This window comes from Pinisolibacter aquiterrae (genome assembly GCF_019160155.1).
Lineage (GTDB): Bacteria > Pseudomonadota > Alphaproteobacteria > Rhizobiales > Ancalomicrobiaceae > Pinisolibacter > Pinisolibacter aquiterrae.
Genome location: NZ_JAFNIH010000052.1, coordinates 1 through 17,372 on the forward strand (window position 1 = coordinate 1; position 17,372 = coordinate 17,372).

Below are 17,372 nucleotides of genomic sequence, written 5' to 3' on the forward strand. Positions count from 1 at the left end.
CGCAGCGCATAGTCGGTGCCGTAGGTCCCGGTCGGCGCGGCGGAAGCCGACGAACCATACATACCGGCGAGCATGGTCGGCGCGACCTTGGCCCAGAGCGTGTCGCCACCTCCCGATCCCCAGAGCGCCACCTGGATGACGAGGAGTTGGACAACCGAGAGGCCGCTCGAGACGGGGAGGGCGAGGATGGCGCCGAGCCCGACGCGGAGAAGCGTGTAGCGGGTCTCGATCGACCGGCCGAAGATCTGGCCGTCGTTGGCCGTGTCGGCGACCATCGAATAGAGCAGGTAGCAGGCGACGAGCGTCGCGACGATCAGGCATGCGACATTGAAATACGCCAGCGCCGTCGTCAGCGGCCGCGTCTCGCTGCAGGTCGTCGAGTTCCAGAGCGCGTCGACCGTGCAGCCAAGCAGCTTCTTCAGGTTGGCGAGCGCCAGATCGTCGGTGGTCGGGGTGAAGATCTGCTTCGACGTGGTCTGAGCCGCTGCAGGGGAGGGGAGGGCGGCGAGGACGAGAAGGATGCCGAGACGGCGGAGACGGTCCATCAGAGATCGCCTCCGGCCTGAACGGCGACCATCGTCGCGAAGAGGGCGGCGAGGCGCGCCTGCTGCTCGGTCTGCGTCTGCCGCAGTGTCAGAGAGATCGAACGGAGCCGAGCCAGTTCGACGAGAAGACCGTGCTCGGATTGACCGGCCAATCCCGCCGACCAGGCCTCGAAGCCGTCGCCGCCACCATATTGCGCGATGAGCTGGTCGAGGGCGACGAAGGCGCCGACATCGGTGGTGCCGGTCTCGTGGGCGGAGGACGACGACATCGCCCGGACGGCATTGAGCGAGACGAGGGCAGGGGAGCGCAGGGCCTCGACGCGACGCGCGCGCATCAGCATGAGGTCGGCCGAGGCCTGCGGCATCGAAGCGTCCGAAAGGGGGAGGGGGAGACCCGCGAGATGCTGGATGACGGCCTTGCGGGCGTCGTCGGAGGCGGAGGGATCGAACAGCGGTTCTGCATCGGTGAGGGAAGTCGTCGCCAACCTCGTCGCCGTCGCCGAAGCGACCGTGGTCGCCTTGCCGGGCGAGACGTCGACGTCGGTGTAGAGCTTGCGGCCGGTCTCACCGATGGTGGAGAGCGACTGGGTGACCGTCGCCGTGAGATTGACCGCCGTGCAGGTGTTCACGCCCTGGCCGGTCTCGAAGGAATATTGCTCCTGAGCGTCGACGATCGCCTCGCGGCGCGTCTGCTCGCCAAGGGTGGTGGCGAGCGCCTCCTGCGACGACTTCACCATGGTCGCCTCGCGGCCGCCGTTGGTCGCGCCCTGGGCGGTGTTCACCTTGGCGGCCGAGAGCAGCATTTCGAGGGTGATGGCGCGCTGAGCCGACAGATCCGTCCCCATCAGGGTGACGCGCGCCTCGAGCGCGGCCTCGGCGGCCTGATGACCGGCGCGCCAGATCGCGTCGTTGACGCCGCACCACCAGGCATGGGCCGGCAACGGCACGGCGACGATCGTGACCACGAATAAGGCGGATCGCAGAAGATGGGGCATCATGGAAGAGATCGTCACTTCGGACCTCCGGCTTCAGGCGAGGGCAGGGGGGCGCCGACCTTGGCGTTGACCATTGCGAGGAGAAGGGTCGCCGCCGCCGTCTCGGTCCGGGCCCCTTTCTTCACCTGCAGGGCGAGGAGCGAGAGGTTGGCGGCTTCCATCCGGACGGCGTCCTGGAGGATGCCGCGCTGATGATCGCCGGCGATGGAGGCAGCCCAGGTCTCGCCACCGTCGTCGCCGACCCAATGTTTGCCGAGCGCCTTCGCCTGTTCGACGGGTCCACCGGTGGCGTTGTCGGCGGCGATGTCGGAGAGCACGACCGTGCCGACCGACTTCATCGCGTCGCGCTCGGCCTTGCCGAGACGATCGGCGTCGCCTCTCGCGGTTCCGCTCGGTCGGGTCGGATCCTGCTTCTCCGGGGGACCGACGACAGCATTGATGAAGGCGGCGGCGGCCGCCGTGTCGCCGGAGAAGAGCGACGTCCCGTCGGTGACGGTTCCCGAACGAACGGCAGCCGTCCAGGACGCGGGATCGCCGTATTTGCCGGGCTGGGAGACGACGCTCGCCGCGATCGACTTGCGGGCGGCAGGCGCCGCGGCGATCGCCTGATAGAGGGTCGCCGCCTTGGCGTTCGACCCGCAGGGATCGTAACCGACCGACTGATAGCGGTGGGACGCCGCGGCGACGGCGAGATTGTTCGCCTGGGTGACGGCGGTCGAAGCGGTGGCGCTCGCCGCCTGTTTGTGGGCGGTCGTGACCTGATCGCTCGCCGTCGCCGATTGAGCCGTCATCACCTTGAAGGCGGAGAGGAGCTGGTTGCGCTGCAGGAGTTCCTGGGCGATCAGCGCGCTCTCGGTCGTGTCGATGACGCCTTCGACCGCGGCCTGCAATTGCCCGGTGCGGACGTTGACGCGGGCCTCGACGCCGGCGCAGGATTGAGCGAAGGCGGAAGTCGTACCAGCGAGTACGGTCGCGAAGGCGACGGCGGAGACGCGGCAGAGCATCAGTTGGTTCCTCTCTCGTCACCGGCGGTGCCGGCGGCGATTACCGTCATCAGGGCAGCGCGGGCACCGCTCAGAAGGGCGCCACCGCGACGGTTCTCGACGAGCCTGGTCTGGTCGACGGCTGTCGATGCAGCGGGTTCGATGGTCGGGAGGGGCGCGATCACGTCGAGGAAATCCCCGGCGGTCGTGATCTCCTCGGCGCCGTAGTTGCGCGAATAGAGCCAGGGGCTCGCGTCGGAATCGCCGGCGCCATAGCCGCCGGTGCCCGAACAGACACCGGCCGTCCGCTCCGCCTCGGAGCAATAGAGGGTCTTCCTGAGATCGAGCGAGGCCCTGAGACGGGCGGCGCCGTCGCCCCCCGATTGCAACCAGGACCGATCGGCGGCCCCGAAGGCCGCGATCACCGTGGTGGCGGAGGCGCCGGCATCCCGCTCGTCGGTGAGCCCGAGCGACACCGTGCAGGCGGCATAGCCGGTGCCGGTCTCATAGGAATAGTTGTGCCGGGCCTTGGCGACGAGGAGCCCCTGACGGGTCGCCGCGACGGTCGAAGCCGCGGCGCTCGCACTCGATTTCACGGCCGTCGACGTCTGATCGGCCGTGGTCGTCGCCTGCGACGCATCGACCCTCAATCCCGACAGCAGCCGGACGAGCGAAGCGTACCAGACGGCGGTGATCGGCGAGGTCTGGGCGGTCGCCGGCAACGTCGGACAGACGAGCATTCCGGCGAGGAGAAGGGAGGCACGTTTCATGGGGCGGAGGCCGAAGAGGGGAGGGCGGTGACGAGGACCAGTTCGGCGAGCGAAGCATCGAGCGCCGATTGGTGATCGAGGGTGCCGGCGACGAGAGACGTCGCCGACTGCTTGGCGAGGCTGATCCAGAGCGAGCGGATCGGTTGCTCGGCCGACTTGAAGGCGTAGTCCTCGGTCCCGGCGATCGTGGCGTCGCCGGCGACCGCGCTCTCGCGCGAGCGCGTCTCACCGGCGCTCTGCGGATTGACGGTGACGGCGGAGGAGGAATCGGCGGTGCAGGATTGGGGGAGGGTGGTCGTGTGCACGCCGCCCGGCATGTCGGGGTAGGTGTGGACGATCGGAATGCGGCGCGACAGGAAGGTCTCGGGATTGACGTAGTACCAATCGCGCGGCGCCGCCGAGCGGATCGCCTCCGAGGTCATGGGCGCCGCATGTTTGCCGGCAAAGTCGTGCCACATTCGGCCGGCGTAGCCGCTCGCCGCCAGCTCCGAACCACGCAGCATCGCATAGAGATGCAGGTGCGGGCTGCAGGACTTCATGCCGGCACAGCCCATCGTGCCGACTTGCGTTCCGGCGGCGATTTCGCGCGTCTCGCCGTTCGTCGCGTGATTGCGCATGTGGAGGTAACGGAACATCGTGTCGCCCGAGGGCACGGTGACCTCGGCGACGAGGCCCGAAGCGTCGGCGCCGCCGGTGAAGGTGCGATAACGGACGGTGCCGCCGGAGCCGGAATAGATCGGCGTGCCGGCACCCTCGCCATTCACCATGTCGAGGCCCTGGTGATAACCGGCCGAAGCGCCGGAATGTCCGGTGCGATCGACACCGTAGGGCGAGGTCACAACCCAGCCCGAGACGTTCATCAGGTCGACCGACAGGCAAGTGCCGGCGTTCGCCGATGATGCGACCGGAAAGAGAAGAAGTGCTCCAACGAGAGCGCGGAGCCTGATCGGCAAGACGCTCTTCATGGACAACGCCCGAAGATCGCGGCCGCGTCGTATTCGATGCGGTCGGCGGAGAGGACGCGGATGACGAAGGTCGAGGCGCCGCCGGCATCGTCGCCGTCGCCCATCTCGGCCGGCGACGGCGTCGTGCCCGTCCAGGAACACGCATGGCGACCCTCGATCCGATCGCCCTTCTTTTTCCATGCGGTGACGTGGCAGGTGTTGGTGCCCTCGGGCATGTAGGCGTCCGGACCGAAGTCGGCGGCGTGCCAGCGCTCGATGATCCGGTCGGCGGAGATCTCGACCCTCGTGGCGATCGCGCAGGAGAACGGTCGCGCCGGAGACCGGGGATCGGGCGCGAGAACGAACGTGCCGGTGACCGGCAGAGGGCCGGCGGCGAGAGCATCGCCGGTCATGACGAACAGAGCGGCGGCGAGAAGGATCGACGAGCGGGGCATTGCCACCTCAATTGTTGTTGAAGATCGTCGAATAGTTCGACGTCGTGCCGGAGCCCGTCGTCGACGACCCGGACGAAGTGTCCGTCGTGATCGTCGTCGTGGTTGCGGCACTGCCGACACCGAGGACCGACCCGAGCGAAGAGGACGAGGCGTTGAAGGTGTAGGTGCCGATCCCGGTGACGTTCGGCAGCGTGATGGTGCTGGTGCTACCGTTCAGGAGCTTCGAGAGGTCGGCGCTCAGCGTCGAGCGGAAGGCATAGAGTTTCGAGTTGATCTGGTTGATCACGTTCTGGAGCTGGCTGTTGAGGATCGAGCAGACCTGCTGCTTGGCCGTGTTCAGAGCCTGGTTGATGAGGTTCTGCGCCGCCGAGGTCAGAAACCCGGACAGGTCGGGAATGAGGTTCGAGAGGTCGAACTGCTGCAGGAGGTTGGTGGCGATGCAGGAGTTCGCCCCGTCGAAGAAGTCGGACGGATTGACCTTGGCGGCGTCGATCAGGGTGATCTGACGTTGCACGGCGGCGTCGGCCGCCGCCTTGACCGAACAGGTCGAGGCGGCCGACGCCGGGAGCGGCACGGCGAGCACGGCGACGACGGTGGCGACCCGCGCGAGGGCTGGGGAGGGGACAGGCATCGGCATCATCTCTCAGAAGGCGGGCCAACGGCCACGGCGGACCCAGCGGGTGTCGAGGCTCGCGATCATCGCGAGCGGCGTCCGCCCGGCACGCCGACACCACCAGAGGAAGGCGACGTAGAGCGCGAGTGCGACGAAGGCCCAGCGCGAGAGGCCGGTGACCACGAGAAAGGGGCCGAAGGCGAGAACGCTCGCATGGAGCCCGGCGATACGGAGGGGTTGGGCGGTCCAGCGCCACTGAAGATCGGTCACGACGGATTTCCTTTTCCGGAGGAGGGGCGGGGGGCTGCCGGCAGGGCGGCGCCGACGTCGATCTTCGGGTCGACCCAGAAGCGGCGACGCCAGACGTCGATGTGGACGTGGTTCGGATAGAGGCCGACGCCGCCGGCGCCGCACATGGCGGCCGCCAGCGCGACGATCCTCGGCTCGAGGCCGGGAATCCGGACGTCGCCGGCGAGCCCGTCGATGTGCGTCGACCGGAGCGCCGCGCCCTCCGTTGCGCCATTGTGGGCGGGCGATCGGCAGCCGCTGGTCAGCACCAGAGGGAGAAGCGCGCCGTTGGCGCGGCCGATCCCGGTCTGAATGGCGGCGAGCGCGTCGAAGAGGCGCGGCTCGATCCAGATGGCGCGACCGTCCTCGTTGTCCCGCCAGAGCCAGGAGAGTTCGAGGATGGCGTCGCGATCGTAGCCGCCGGCATTGCGGAACGTCGTCACGATCTCGGTGCCGTCGTGATCATGGACCAGCCAGAGTCGGGACGGCGTCTCCGCCGGCGCCGGCATCGCCGCGGCGACGCTGCTCGACCAGGAGCCGAGGCCGACGAACGGGAGGAGCCCCGCGAGGAGTTCACGCCGCGAGAGGGTCATTGCGGTAGCCATAGCGATAGAGGACGCGCCGCGCGGTCTCGGCATCGATGGTGCCGGCGGCATGGGCGAGATGAACGGTGGAGCGCATCGACCGACCGTCGACGTCGCGATCGACGATGTCGCGGGTGACGACGGTGGCATGCTCGGGGCCGGCCTCCGAGATCTCCCGGCGCACCGGGTCGGTCACCACCTGCCATTCCCTGAGACAGGTCCGGCCACCGCCGACGCGAGGGACCAGCACCTGACTGATCAGCAGGCGCACAGTGCTCAACACGTCGTGGAAGGCCTGGAACTGCATTTCGGCGGGAAACTTCAGCGTCAGACGGCGAATGATCGAGGCGACGTCGTTGGCATGCGTCGTCGTGTAGATCGGATGGCCGGTGTTCGAGGCCTCGACCATCGCCGCGATCGTCTCCCTGTCGCGGACCTCGCCGACGACGATCAACGCCGGCTTGCGGCGCATGGCGCCGCGCACACCGTCGGCGAAGGAGCCGAGATGGACGCCGATCTCGTGCTGGGAGATCGTGCAGGTGGCGCTCGAGATCCCCTCGAAGACGAACTCGATCGGCGCCTCGAAGGTCAGCACATTGCCGACGATCGGCGTCGACTCCTCGAGGACGCGGCGGATCAGGGCGGCGAAGGTGGTGGTCTTGCCCGATCCGGTCTCCCCGGCGATGACGACCGCGCCTTGCGCCGGGGTGCTCTCGGCGACGATCCCCGGCTCTATGCCGATCTCGGTGACCGTCGGCGGCATGAACGGAATGTGCCGGCAGACCAGTTGGACGCCGATGTCACCCTCGTAGTGATTGGGCGTCAGGTTGACGCGGAAGCGATGGCGCAGCGGCTCGCCGGTAGCGTCGACGGCCGAGCGATCCTCGATCGGCACCGCCCGGTCGGCATCGCGCCCGGAATAGAGCTTCGACATCATGCTGTCCGTGCCGGTGAGATCGACACTGATGCGCGAGATCGTCGCCGGCTGCAGCCATTGCCGGGTGAGCGCCAGCAATCGTCCGTGGATCTGCGCCAGCACCGGGCGCCCGGTCTGGAAGATCACCTCCGAGGCTTCGAGCGCGACGGCGCGCACCAGCAGACGGGTCACGTCGTCACGGCCGACGATCGAGCGGTCGACGATGTCCGAGACGTCGAGAGGGCCGGTCCAGGCGGGCATCGGCCGATCCTCACCTGAACGCGGCGGGCGAGGCCGCCTTGAAGCTCGGGGTCACCTTCAACTCGACGACCCGCTCATCGACGTCGGCGCGCCGGCCGTTCTTCGAGATCCTCAGCTTGGTCTTGCCGGTAGTCACGATCGGCAGGCTCAAAGCGCCACGGGCGGCGAGTTCGTGGTACCGGCGCATGCCGGCGAGGTCGCGATCGAGACGATCGAGGTTCTCGGTGAAGGTCGCCCGTGCCTCGCGGACGCCGATCTCCTTTGCCGAGCCGTAGGCCTCGTCCCAGGCGGACTGTTCGGCGGCGTTTCGGGGACCGACGGCGGTCGGCGCTGGCGCCGAATAGGCCTCGACGAGGAGATAGTCGCGCCAGGTCGGCGGCCGGGTCGTGAGGCGCGCCGGTCGGACGATCTCGAAGCTTCCGAGCGTCAGGATCAGCCGGCGGTCGGAGGCGACCTCGGCGACGTCGTGGATCTCGGCGACGACCGGCGGCACGATCCCGTCGGTGACTTCGGACGCAAAATCGTAGCGGCGATCGAGATCGGCGACGAGCTCGCCGTCGCGTAGTGAAGCGGCGATCCGCTCCATCTCTTCCGCGAACCCGGCCCGAATGCCGGCGCCGTGCGCCGCCTTGGTGACGAGATCGAGCCGGGCCTTGTCGCCATAGGAGGTCGGTGAATAGCGCGAGAGATCGGGATTGCGCGGATCGGTGACGACGACGGTCGGGGTCGTGCCGGACTGACCCGCCGTTCCGGCAGCCTGTGCCTGAGCCGTTCCGGCCTGTTGGGCGGCCAGCGCCTGTTGCTGGGCGAGCTGGGCCTGCTGAAGCTGAAGGAGTTGTGCCTGCTCGGCGGCGACGAGCGGTGCGATCGTCGGATTGATCTGCGCGCCGGCATAGCCGGGACCGAGATAGGCGCCCTGGTTCAGAAGGTAGGCGTTCGGATTGTAGGCGACCTGGGCCGCGGCCGTCAGCGAGGACGTCCCGAGCAGCGCGACGGCGAGGACGATCGAGTGAAACGATCTCATACGAATACCCTCAGTTTCCGTGCTTTTGAAGTTCCGATCGAACGAATTCGTTCGTGGACACGGAACATCCAGAAGTCGCACAGCCCGAAACAACAGACAGCAAAAGCAACACGGACACGATCCGCGACGACAACTTCATTTGTTGTTTTCCTTCAATTGACACGACGTTTTCTCGATTATAGGTGTTCGATACATTCAACATCGAGGCATCGTCGGCCATGGCCCTGTTTGGAAAGCTTCTCCCTCGCGTCGGTGGCGCGGAGACCCGGACGTTTCGGGCGGCGGTCGCCGACGTGCTCGGCCCGCGCCGGGCGCCTTGTCCGGACTGTGACGGTGGCACGCTCGTGCCTTCGACGACCGATCTCGGGGCGCGCATCTGCGAGGCCTGCGGTTCGTCCTTCCCGCTCGAGGTGCTGCGGCAGACGATCGTGGCCGACGACGAGACGATCGCCCGTGTCGCAGCGGCGAGCCGCCGCGAAGCGCTGATCGCCTTCCTCGCCGCCGATGGGGTCGCCGTCGGATCGGCCATATGGGCGGTCGCAGCCGGCGGTCTGCCGACCCTCGTCGGCGGCACGACGCTGGCGCTGCTGCTCCTCGCCTTCGCGGCGACCGCGCGCTATCGCGCCTGGCAGGTCGAGCACCGGCGTCTCTTCGAGGCGCGGCCGCCGATCGGTGCGTGGCTGCGCGCCGAGATGAAGGGCGACTGACATCAGCTCCCTCCCATGATCGTGCAGACGTTGGAGAGAGTGACGTTCATGCCGGTCGTGTTGGAGACGAGCTGGGCGACGTCGTTGACGAAGAAGGCGAGGGTGCCGCCGATCACGTAGAGGACGGCCGATCCGGTGCGGCCCTGCGCACCGCCGGCCGCGTCGTAGAGCTGAACCGCGGCAAAGCCCCAGGCGATGGCGCCGAGCGCCATGAAGAAGGTGGAGACCGCGTAGTAGATCTCCATGCAGTAGTTCGACGACGATCCGCCGTAGCCGAAGAGGCCCTGCGTGGTCGATCCGCCGGCGACGAAGGTGTCGGCCGAGATCCAGAGCAGCACCGGCGCGACGATCAGCGCGCCGCCGAGCGCGATCCGGGCGAAGGCGCCCTCGTAGGAGACCGAGCGGTTGGCGAATTTGAACTCGCCGGAGACGATGTTGTAGAGCGCGTAGAGACCGCTCCCCGTCGCCCACAGGCCGAACACGCCGAGCCCGACGAAGACGAGCTGGACGATCCGGGGAAAAACCTCGGTCAGCGAGATCAGGAAGTTGCCGAGGTCGGGAACCGTCATCGGGCACTCCCGGCCGGTGCGCTCGCTCCGAGGCGCCGCTCGAGCGCTTCGATCCGGTCCTCGAGTTCCGTCTGACGCCGGCGCAGCTGCTCGACGGCGAGTTCGATCTCCTCACGCCCCTCATTGCCCGGCCGCGCGTAGCCGGCGTCCGGTGCCTTCTGTCCGTCGACATAGCGGAACGGCGAGTTCCCGGCGCCGGCCGAGGCCGTCGCCACGACAGAGCGATCGGATGACACCGGAACAGATAAAAAGGTTGTAGTGCTGTTCACGCCAGATTCCTGAGCCGGCGACGGAGACACTCCGAGGCAGGTGACAACCGAAGACAGAGAAATCGCCGCGACGACCCCGCGCACGAATCTGACGCAATCCATGCGAAGGTTCGCGCTCATGGAAGAACACATCGGGTTTCCGGACACTTTCCGAATTACAAAAACCGTCATCACCGAGCCAAGATCGAAGTTCATCACACACGTGTACCGGCTCTCTGTTCGCATTCGATTTACTTTTTGCCGGTACACGACGAACCATAACGAAGCTTATTCGCTCGGTATAGGGCTTTTCGATCAAAACAAACGTCGATATGGTCCGGCCTTGCTTTGATTCGAACCGAGGCGATCACGAGAAATGTCGGACATTCTGAACAAGCACGTCGTCTGGGCCTCGGCCGCGGTTCTCCTCGGCATCACCGCGACGACCGGGTTCGTACTCGGCGGACGAACGCCCGTCCCAGTCGGCACTGTTGCCGTCGATCCGCGTCGGCCGTCCGAGTCAGAGATAAACAGATTGTCGTCGCAGGTCGAAGCTCTCGGTGCGCAGGTGGCGCAGCTCACGGCCAACCGGACGCCGGCCGTGCAGCCGGCCTCCGAAGAAGAACGACTGCGGCAGGAGGTTGCGCGCCTGCAGGCTCGGCAGGCGACGACGAAGACGGCACCGGGAGCACCGACCACGATCAACGCGACACCGGGGGTCAATACCGCCGCCATCGACAACCCGGCGATCGGCGGTCAGGTGCTCGACTCGCTCGCCCAACTCGAAGGTGCCCTCGACGCACCGGCCGGCACCGAGGCTCGCAAGACGATCACCGTCTTCTTCGATCCGCGCTGCCCCTACTGCCATCAGGCCTTCACCGAGCTGCACGGCAAAATGGCCGTGCGCTGGGTGCCGGTGCTGGCGCTCGGCAATCCCGGCGAAGGCACGCCGCTCGCTCTCTCGGTGCTCGCCGCCGACGACCGCGTCGACGCGCTGGCCCGAGTCTTCGCGACGAAGAAGGCCGCCGTCGGCCCCGCCGCACCGGCGGAACTCGGCGCCAAGCTCACCGAGAACCTCGAAGCCTTCTCCACCGTCTTCGCCGCAGCCGGTCGCGGTCTGAAGCCGGGTGTTCCTACCCTCTTCGTGCCGCGTCCGGACGGGCGCGTCGTCATCATGGTCGGCTACGAGAAGGGCGACGACGCCCGGATCCGCTCGATCCTCGAGGGCGCGTGATGGCGAATACCGTTTCCCTCGGGCGGTTCGGCGCGCCGTCGCCGCATCTCATGGTGCCGCCGAGCGTGCGCAGCGAAGAAATCGCAAGACTGATGCACCGCGCCTCCGTCCTCTCCGGCATCCTCGCCGCCTCGATCGGCGCCAGTGCCCTGCTCGTTCCGCTGGCGCTCGCCCGCGCCGACGTGAAGCCCTTCGTCGTCGACGGCGGCCTCTTCGGTTGTGAAGCGACGGTCCTTCGGGAGGAGCGCCCGTGAAGACCCCCGATCAGATCGCCGCGGAGACGGCTTCGGCCGTCGCCATGGCCAATCGGCTGTGGATCTGGATCGCCTTCCTGAGCCTCTTCCTGGCGCTGTCGCTCCTCTCCAACGCGACGCTGATCTACAACGCCTTCTGGCGAATGCCGATCAAGGCGTTCCTCTGGACCAGCGACGGCGCAGCGGTCTGCGAAGCGATCCCCCTCACCGAACCATCGGTGTCGCAGGCCCGCCTCAAGGACCTCGCCGCCTCGGCCGCCGTCGGCCTCAACTCCTACGACTATGCCAACTGGCGCAAGCTCATCGACAACCAACTGACGCAGTATTTCACCGCGCGCGGCCGCGAGCAGTACAAGCAGGCCCTCTTCACCTCCGGCATCATCGAGAAGGTGGTCCAGAACTACCAGACCGTCTCGGCGGTCACCTCCGACGCGGTCAACATCGCCGAGGAAGGCCGAATTCGCGGTCGCTACTACTGGAAGATCGAGGTCCCTCTCCAGGTCTTCTACAAGACCAACGCCGAAACCAAGCGCGAGAACCGTCTCCTGACGATGACGGTCGTCCGCGTCGACCCGAGCCCGATCAATCCCAACGGCATCGCCATCGACGGTCTCGTCTCCACCCAACTCCTCGTGACCCAGGGGGTCTCCCCGTGACCATTCTTCGCGTATCCGCGTCCGTGATCGCCTTTGCGTGGTCCTCGGCTGCCGCCGTCGCCCAGACCGTGACGCCGGAGGCGCCTCCGACCGCCGTGGTGCCGCCGCCGATCGTCGCTCCACAGCCCGTCGTCGCACCGCCGGTCGCGCAGAACGGGCGGCCACCGGTGCGCGAGCTGACCGCCGGCGAACTCGCCGAACTGCGCGATCGCATGGTGCGCCAGTCCGGGGCCCAGATCCTCTCGCCGGGCGACATCGGCGTCATCCGCGATCGGGTCGTCGCCGCCGACGGGGCCGCGCGGCTCGGCACCGGCGCGCCGCCGCAGCCTCGTGCCCGCGTTCTCACCATCACCCCGGCCGCCGCGACCGCCGCACCCGATCAGCTGAACCTCGCCTTCGGCGTCGTGACGCCGATCACCTTCACCGACGCGACGAACCGGCCCTGGCCGGTCGCCTCCGTCGCCTACGATCCGCGGATGTTTGCTCAGGACGGGGCCGGATGCGGCGGCGGCACCGGCGGCGGCGGATCGGGCGGCCTCACCGACCGTCCTTCGACCGTCAACCTGATGCCCTGTCGGGTCGACACCTGGGGCAACGTCTCGATCCAGCTCGAAGGCTACCCCTGGCCGATCGTGCTGATGGTGCGCTCCGGCGCTCGCGAGCCGATCGTCGACGTGCCCGTCACCGTGCGCATCACCAAGTCCGGCGCGTCACCGCTCGCAGCCTCCGGCGTCGCCGGCGTTGCAACACCAACCACCACGGCCAGTCTTCCGAAAATGCCCCTGGCCGGTGTCCCGAAATCTCCCGCCGGCATCGACGATTCCCTGGTCGCCTTCGCAACCGGAACGCCGCCTGCCGGGGCCTACCGCATCCGCGTCGCCGGCGACGGCGATGTGCAGGCCTGGCTCTTCCGGGATCGGCTCTACCTGCGCGGTCGCGTCACGTTGATCAACCCGGTTCACGAGGCGACCGCCGATCGCGACGACATCCACGTCTGGCGCCTCACCCCGACCGCGCGCGTTCTCGTCGCCCACGAGGACGGGACCGAGGTCGCCCTGACGCTCGCCTACTGATCCGAGGACGTTCCATGAACAAATATCTCGTCATCGGCGGCCTCGTCGGCACCTTGTCGGTCGGGACGGCCGGCATTCTGCTCATACCGAAGAAGAGCACCGATCTCGGCGGCACCACCAACTCCGAGCTGAGGGGAACACCCCCAAATCCGCAGAACGAGCCGATGAAGGCGGTCGGACCCAAGGAGGCCGATCGGCGCGCCGCCGTCAACGGTGAGCAGGCTCGGGCCGCAGCCGACAAGGGCCAATCCTATGTCTCAAAACCCGTGATCTCGCGGTCGTCGAATGCCGAGCTCGGCGAGATGCCCGAACGTCCGGTCGCTCCCGTCCCGGCACCGTTACCCCCACCTCAGCCGCAGATCGTCTACGTCCAGGTGCCGGTCCAACCCGAACCGAAGCCCGACCAGTCACAGGTCGCCGCGATCAACAGCCAGATCCAGGCGCTACTGACGCCGCCGACCGGGCAGTTCACCGTGCGTACCTACCAGAAGGGCGAACGGCCGAAGCCGACGGCCGCAGTTCAGCCGGTGCGTGTCCGCATGGTCGCCCGCGCCGGCGACGTCGCCACCGCGACCCTCGATCGAGGCTTCAATTCCGACGATCCTGCCGCGCCGATCTTCGCCACCATCCAGGACATCGACGAATACGGTCGGCCCGGGCCGCTCCACGACGTCCGCATGATGGGCAAGATCACCTACACCAACGAACAGGGCGCGATCGAGTTCGATCAGGCGGTCCTGCAGGACGGTCGATCGCTGAAGCTGAAGGCGGTCGCCATCACTTCTGGGACGGGGCGCACCGGCATCGCCACCGACGTCGACCACCACTATCTCGAACGCTACGGCAGCCTCGCCTTCGGCGGTCTCGTCCAAGGAGTCGGGCAGGTCGGACAGATGTTGGTGGCGCAGAACTCCACCACCACTTCGACCGCATCGTCGACCACCACCTCCGGCAACTCGGTCAACTGGGGGCAGGCCGCGATGGGCGCCACCCTGCCGCTCGGTCAGGCGCTGACGGCGGCGGCGAGCCAGAACTTCAGCCGCAAGAACACGATGTCGGCGGACGGCCAGACGATGATCGGCGTCCTCTTCCTCGAACCCGTCACCGTCCAATGAGCACGATCCAGTCGGTCCTCGACGGGATCATCGGCTACGGCGAAGGCGCGGCCGCGGTCTTCGCCGGCGGGCTCGGCGTCGTCGGCATCGCGCTCGCGGGACATGCCGGCATCGCCCTCTATCGGGCGATCGACGAAGGCCGGCCGGTCCTCGGCCACCTCGTCGGCCTTCTCGTCGGTGCGACCATGACCATCGCCGCGATCGTCGCCGGATGGGTCAGCCTCCAGATCGTGGAGTGAGCATGCACACCGCCGATCGCTTCTGCGACCTCACCGGCTTCCACCCCGACCGGCTCGAACCCGTCGTCTATGCCCACGACGGCTCCTGCTGCACCCTGATCGAGGTCGACGGCACCCGCACCATCGTCTCCGACGAGGAGTTCGAGGAAGCCGCGATCCTGCGCATCGCCGGATCGCTCGCGCAGATCCTGAAGAGGCCCGGGCACAATCTCTCGATCTCCTTCGAGAGCTCGCTCAACACCCACGCCGACATCGAGACCCTCGCCACGGCCCAACTCCGGTCGGCCGACCAGAAGGGGCTCTCACTCGAGGCGATCGTCGAAGAGGGGCGCGTCGTCCTCGAACGCCGTGCCCGGCGGGAGCGCATCCTCGTCGCGGTCTGGACCCGGCCGGACGCCGCGATCTCCGAGGAACTCGCCGAGGAGATCCGGCAGACCCGCGCGCTCTGGCGATCGCTGCCGCCGGCGAGCGAAGCCCAGAACCCGTTCCTGAAGCTCGATGCCCTCGAAGGCCCGCACGCCGCCTTCGTGAAGAGGGTGGTCGAGGCCCTGACCGATGCGCGTCTTCAGGTCCGCGTCCTCGGTCCCGAGGACGACGGATCCCGACGCGACCTCACCGAGATCCGCCGGGCGATCCTCTTCCACGAGACCCCGACGGTCTGGCGGCCCTTCGGCCCCGGCACCCGCGCCCATCCGGCGGCGAAGGAGCGGATCGACGACGACGTCGGCGCCTTCTTCGCCCCGACGGTCGCTCGCCAGATCATGACCGCCAACGCCGAGGCGTCCTCGGACCTGCGCACGATCGCCGTCGGCGGCCGCCGCTACGCGCTCGCCGTCATGCGCATGTTCCCGGCGACGATCCTCGCTTTCGACCGATTGCTCGAGGCCCTTCTCCAGCGCACGTCGCGATCCGCCGACCTGCCGTTCCGTATCTGCCTCCATATCGAGGCACCGAACGACGGCGGCATGGCGATGAAACTGCGCAAGGTCGCGGCCGGTCTCATCGCCTGGGCGAGCCCCTCGAACCGCAATCTCTTCGAATCCCTGCGCACCCTCGAGGAGATCATCGGCCGCGACAGTGAGGCGATCGTCAAATGCCGCCTCACCGCCTGCACCTGGGTGGAGCCCGGCGAGGAGCCGGGACGGCTCGATCAGCGCCGCTCCACCTTGAAGAATGCGTTGATGACCTGGGGCGACGCGCTGATCGCCGACGCGCCGCACAATCCCCTCCGCGCCCTGTGCGAGACGATCGCCGGCATGAACTACCGGGCGAGCATCGCCCCGGCCTCGCTCGCGCCCCTCGGCGATCTCGCCGTCATGTTCCCGTTCCACCGCACCGCGGAGATCTTCCGGCAGGGGCAGACCATGCTCCTCAACCCCGACGGGCGGATGATGCCCTACGAAGCGTTGAGCCCGGAGCAGCTCTTCTGGCTGACGCTGATCTTCGCCACACCGGGGTCCGGCAAGTCGGTTCTGATGAACCGCCTCAACGTCGAGTTCGCCGCCTTCCAGCCGAGCCGCGTCTTGCCCTTCCTCGGCGTGATCGACGTCGGCGTCTCCTCCTCCGGCCTCATCGAACTCATCCGCAACGCCCTCCCGCCGGAGCGCCGGCACGAGGCCTATTACGTCCGCCTCCTCAACGACCATGCCCACGCGATCAATCCGCTCGGCCTCGGGCTCGGCCGGCGGCGGCCGTTGCCGCGCGAGCGAGTGTTCGTCGAGAACTTCCTCGCCACGCTTCTCGACCTGAGGCAGGACGGGTCGGAGCAGCTGATCTCTCGCCTCGTCACCCGGCTCTATCAGCTGAAGTCCGATCTCGAGTTCGGATCCTCGCCGGCGATCTACCAGCCCGGCATCGACGTCGAGGTCGATCGCGCCATCCGAGACGCCGCCATCGTCGTCGGCGAGCGCACCCGCTGGTGGCGGATCGTCGACGAGTTCGTCGCGCTCGGCCGCATCCTGCCGGCGATGCGGGCCCAACGTTACGCCGAGCCGATCCTCGAGGACCTCGCCCGCGTCCTCGGCGAGCGGATCATGACCGAGGATTTCGGCGAAACCCTCGTGAAGTCGGCGCAGCGCGCGCTCGAATCCGCGATCGAACGCTTCCCCGTCTTCGCCCGGCCGACCCGCCTCGATCTCGGCGAGGCGCGCGTCATCGCCATCGACCTCAACGACGTGGCGCTGCGCCACAAGGCGCCCGACGCCGAGCGCAACAACGCGCTGATGTTCATGATCAGCCGTCATGCCTTCCTGTCGAAGATCTCCGGCCATGCCGAGGAGATCGGCTCGATGGATCTGCCGACCGAGCCCGACGTCCGCGCCAAATACGTCGCCTTCTGGGAGAACCGTTACGCCGAGATCGCCGAGACACCGAAGCGCCTCTGCATGGACGAGTACCACCTGACCGGTGGCGTCGCGACCATCGCCAAGCAGGTGCTCTCCGACGTGCGCGAGGGCCGCAAATGGGGGCTCGAGGTGATCCTCGCCTCGCAGCTTCTCGCCGACTTCGAGGTCCTCGCCGACATGGCCTCGACGGTGATGATCCTCAATGCCGACAGCAACGAATTGCGCGAGGCCGCGAGGAAAACCTTCGGCTTCTCCGACGCGGTGAAACGAGCGCTCGAGCGGCAGGTTCACGGCCCCCGCGGATCGCGGGGCGCCAACTTCCTCGCCCGCTTCAAGCTGCGCGACGAGGAACGTTGGGTCGTCCTCAACAACTCGCTCGGGCCACGCATGCTCTGGGCTCTCACCACCCGCGCCGAGGACCGGCAGGTGCGCGACGAGCTCTATCGCCGGATGGACGTCAACGAGGCGCTCCGCGTCCTCGCCGCCCGCTTTCCCGAAGGCACCGCCCACGACACCTGGAAGAAGGTCGCCGGCCGCCACCACGACGCCGACGA

At 67.8% G+C, this 17,372-nt stretch carries 21 protein-coding genes; 8 read left to right on the forward strand and 13 right to left on the reverse strand.

The annotated features are described in order from the left end of the window. The 11 genes from J3S89_RS20170 to J3S89_RS20220 form a co-directional block, all read right to left on the reverse strand. The coding region (locus J3S89_RS20170; protein ID WP_217930575.1) for a DotA/TraY family protein at positions 1-545 on the reverse strand (545 nt) is incomplete at its 3' end. Beyond that, entirely contained in the window at positions 545-1,558 is a 1,014-nt protein-coding gene (locus J3S89_RS20175) for a hypothetical protein (protein ID WP_230489099.1), read from the reverse strand. The genes J3S89_RS20170 and J3S89_RS20175, both read right to left, overlap by 1 nt. Further along, entirely contained in the window at positions 1,555-2,544 is a 990-nt protein-coding gene (locus J3S89_RS20180) for a hypothetical protein (RefSeq protein ID WP_217930582.1), read from the reverse strand. The genes J3S89_RS20175 and J3S89_RS20180 overlap by 4 nt, the downstream gene beginning before the upstream one ends. Next, positions 2,544-3,293, reverse strand: a complete 750-nt coding sequence (locus tag J3S89_RS20185; RefSeq protein WP_217930584.1) for a hypothetical protein — start codon at positions 3,291-3,293, stop codon at positions 2,544-2,546. The genes J3S89_RS20180 and J3S89_RS20185 overlap by 1 nt, the downstream gene beginning before the upstream one ends. Further along, entirely contained in the window at positions 3,290-4,153 is an 864-nt protein-coding gene (locus J3S89_RS20190) for a M23 family metallopeptidase (RefSeq protein ID WP_230489098.1), read from the reverse strand. The genes J3S89_RS20185 and J3S89_RS20190 overlap by 4 nt, the downstream gene beginning before the upstream one ends. A 101-nt stretch (positions 4,154-4,254) precedes the next feature. Further along, positions 4,255-4,692 (reverse strand): hypothetical protein, encoded by a 438-nt coding sequence (locus J3S89_RS20195; RefSeq protein ID WP_217930591.1) that lies wholly within the window; start codon positions 4,690-4,692, stop codon positions 4,255-4,257. A gap of 7 nt (positions 4,693-4,699) precedes the next feature. After that, positions 4,700-5,323 (reverse strand): hypothetical protein, encoded by a 624-nt coding sequence (locus tag J3S89_RS20200; protein ID WP_217930593.1) that lies wholly within the window; start codon positions 5,321-5,323, stop codon positions 4,700-4,702. A 12-nt stretch (positions 5,324-5,335) separates the two neighbouring features. Then, positions 5,336-5,575, reverse strand: coding sequence for a hypothetical protein (locus J3S89_RS20205; RefSeq protein ID WP_217930595.1), 240 nt, complete (start codon positions 5,573-5,575; stop codon positions 5,336-5,338). Beyond that, positions 5,572-6,186 (reverse strand): YcbK family protein, encoded by a 615-nt coding sequence (locus J3S89_RS20210; RefSeq protein ID WP_217930598.1) that lies wholly within the window; start codon positions 6,184-6,186, stop codon positions 5,572-5,574. Before J3S89_RS20210 ends, J3S89_RS20205 begins: the two co-directional genes overlap by 4 nt. Further along, complete coding sequence (locus J3S89_RS20215; RefSeq protein ID WP_217930608.1) at positions 6,167-7,354, reverse strand: type IV pilus twitching motility protein PilT; 1,188 nt, start codon at positions 7,352-7,354, stop codon at positions 6,167-6,169. Before J3S89_RS20215 ends, J3S89_RS20210 begins: the two co-directional genes overlap by 20 nt. 10 nt (positions 7,355-7,364) lie before the next feature. Then, positions 7,365-8,378: a type IV secretory system conjugative DNA transfer family protein gene (locus J3S89_RS20220; protein WP_217930623.1), complete on the reverse strand. Its 1,014-nt coding sequence runs from the start codon at positions 8,376-8,378 to the stop codon at positions 7,365-7,367. Positions 8,379-8,722: 344 nt separating this feature from the next. Between J3S89_RS20220 and J3S89_RS20225 the strand changes: the two genes are divergently transcribed. Beyond that, entirely contained in the window at positions 8,723-9,085 is a 363-nt protein-coding gene (locus tag J3S89_RS20225) for a hypothetical protein (RefSeq protein WP_217930626.1), read from the forward strand. Between the two features lie 2 nt (positions 9,086-9,087). Here the strand turns inward: J3S89_RS20225 and J3S89_RS20230 are convergent, their stop codons facing one another. Beyond that, positions 9,088-9,654, reverse strand: coding sequence for a hypothetical protein (locus J3S89_RS20230; protein ID WP_217930628.1), 567 nt, complete (start codon positions 9,652-9,654; stop codon positions 9,088-9,090). Beyond that, positions 9,651-10,118 carry a protein kinase family protein gene (locus J3S89_RS20235; RefSeq protein ID WP_217930630.1) on the reverse strand — a complete coding sequence of 156 codons (468 nt, stop codon included), beginning with the start codon at positions 10,116-10,118 and terminating at the stop codon, positions 9,651-9,653. Before J3S89_RS20235 ends, J3S89_RS20230 begins: the two co-directional genes overlap by 4 nt. A 319-nt stretch (positions 10,119-10,437) precedes the next feature. On the opposite strand from J3S89_RS20235, the gene J3S89_RS20240 reads away from it, so the two are divergent. From J3S89_RS20240 to J3S89_RS20270, 7 genes are all read left to right on the forward strand, one after another. Then, on the forward strand, positions 10,438-11,136 hold the full coding sequence (locus tag J3S89_RS20240; RefSeq protein ID WP_217930633.1) for a thioredoxin domain-containing protein: 699 nt from the start codon (positions 10,438-10,440) through the stop codon (positions 11,134-11,136). Then, on the forward strand, positions 11,136-11,390 hold the full coding sequence (locus tag J3S89_RS20245) for a hypothetical protein (protein ID WP_217930635.1): 255 nt from the start codon (positions 11,136-11,138) through the stop codon (positions 11,388-11,390). The genes J3S89_RS20240 and J3S89_RS20245 overlap by 1 nt, the downstream gene beginning before the upstream one ends. After that, entirely contained in the window at positions 11,387-12,046 is a 660-nt protein-coding gene (locus tag J3S89_RS20250) for a DotI/IcmL family type IV secretion protein (RefSeq protein ID WP_230489097.1), read from the forward strand. Before J3S89_RS20245 ends, J3S89_RS20250 begins: the two co-directional genes overlap by 4 nt. After that, on the forward strand, positions 12,043-13,119 hold the full coding sequence (locus J3S89_RS20255) for a DotH/IcmK family type IV secretion protein (RefSeq protein ID WP_217930637.1): 1,077 nt from the start codon (positions 12,043-12,045) through the stop codon (positions 13,117-13,119). Before J3S89_RS20250 ends, J3S89_RS20255 begins: the two co-directional genes overlap by 4 nt. Before the next feature lie 14 nt (positions 13,120-13,133). Beyond that, positions 13,134-14,234, forward strand: a complete 1,101-nt coding sequence (locus tag J3S89_RS20260; RefSeq protein ID WP_217930639.1) for a DotG/IcmE/VirB10 family type IV secretion system protein — start codon at positions 13,134-13,136, stop codon at positions 14,232-14,234. Continuing rightward, the gene (locus J3S89_RS20265) at positions 14,231-14,473 is read left to right on the forward strand and encodes a hypothetical protein (RefSeq protein ID WP_217930642.1); all 243 of its coding nucleotides are present in this window, start codon (positions 14,231-14,233) and stop codon (positions 14,471-14,473) included. The genes J3S89_RS20260 and J3S89_RS20265 overlap by 4 nt, the downstream gene beginning before the upstream one ends. Positions 14,474-14,475: 2 nt before the next feature. Continuing rightward, a partial coding sequence (locus J3S89_RS20270; protein ID WP_217930644.1) for a hypothetical protein occupies positions 14,476-17,372 on the forward strand: 2,897 nt, incomplete at its 3' end.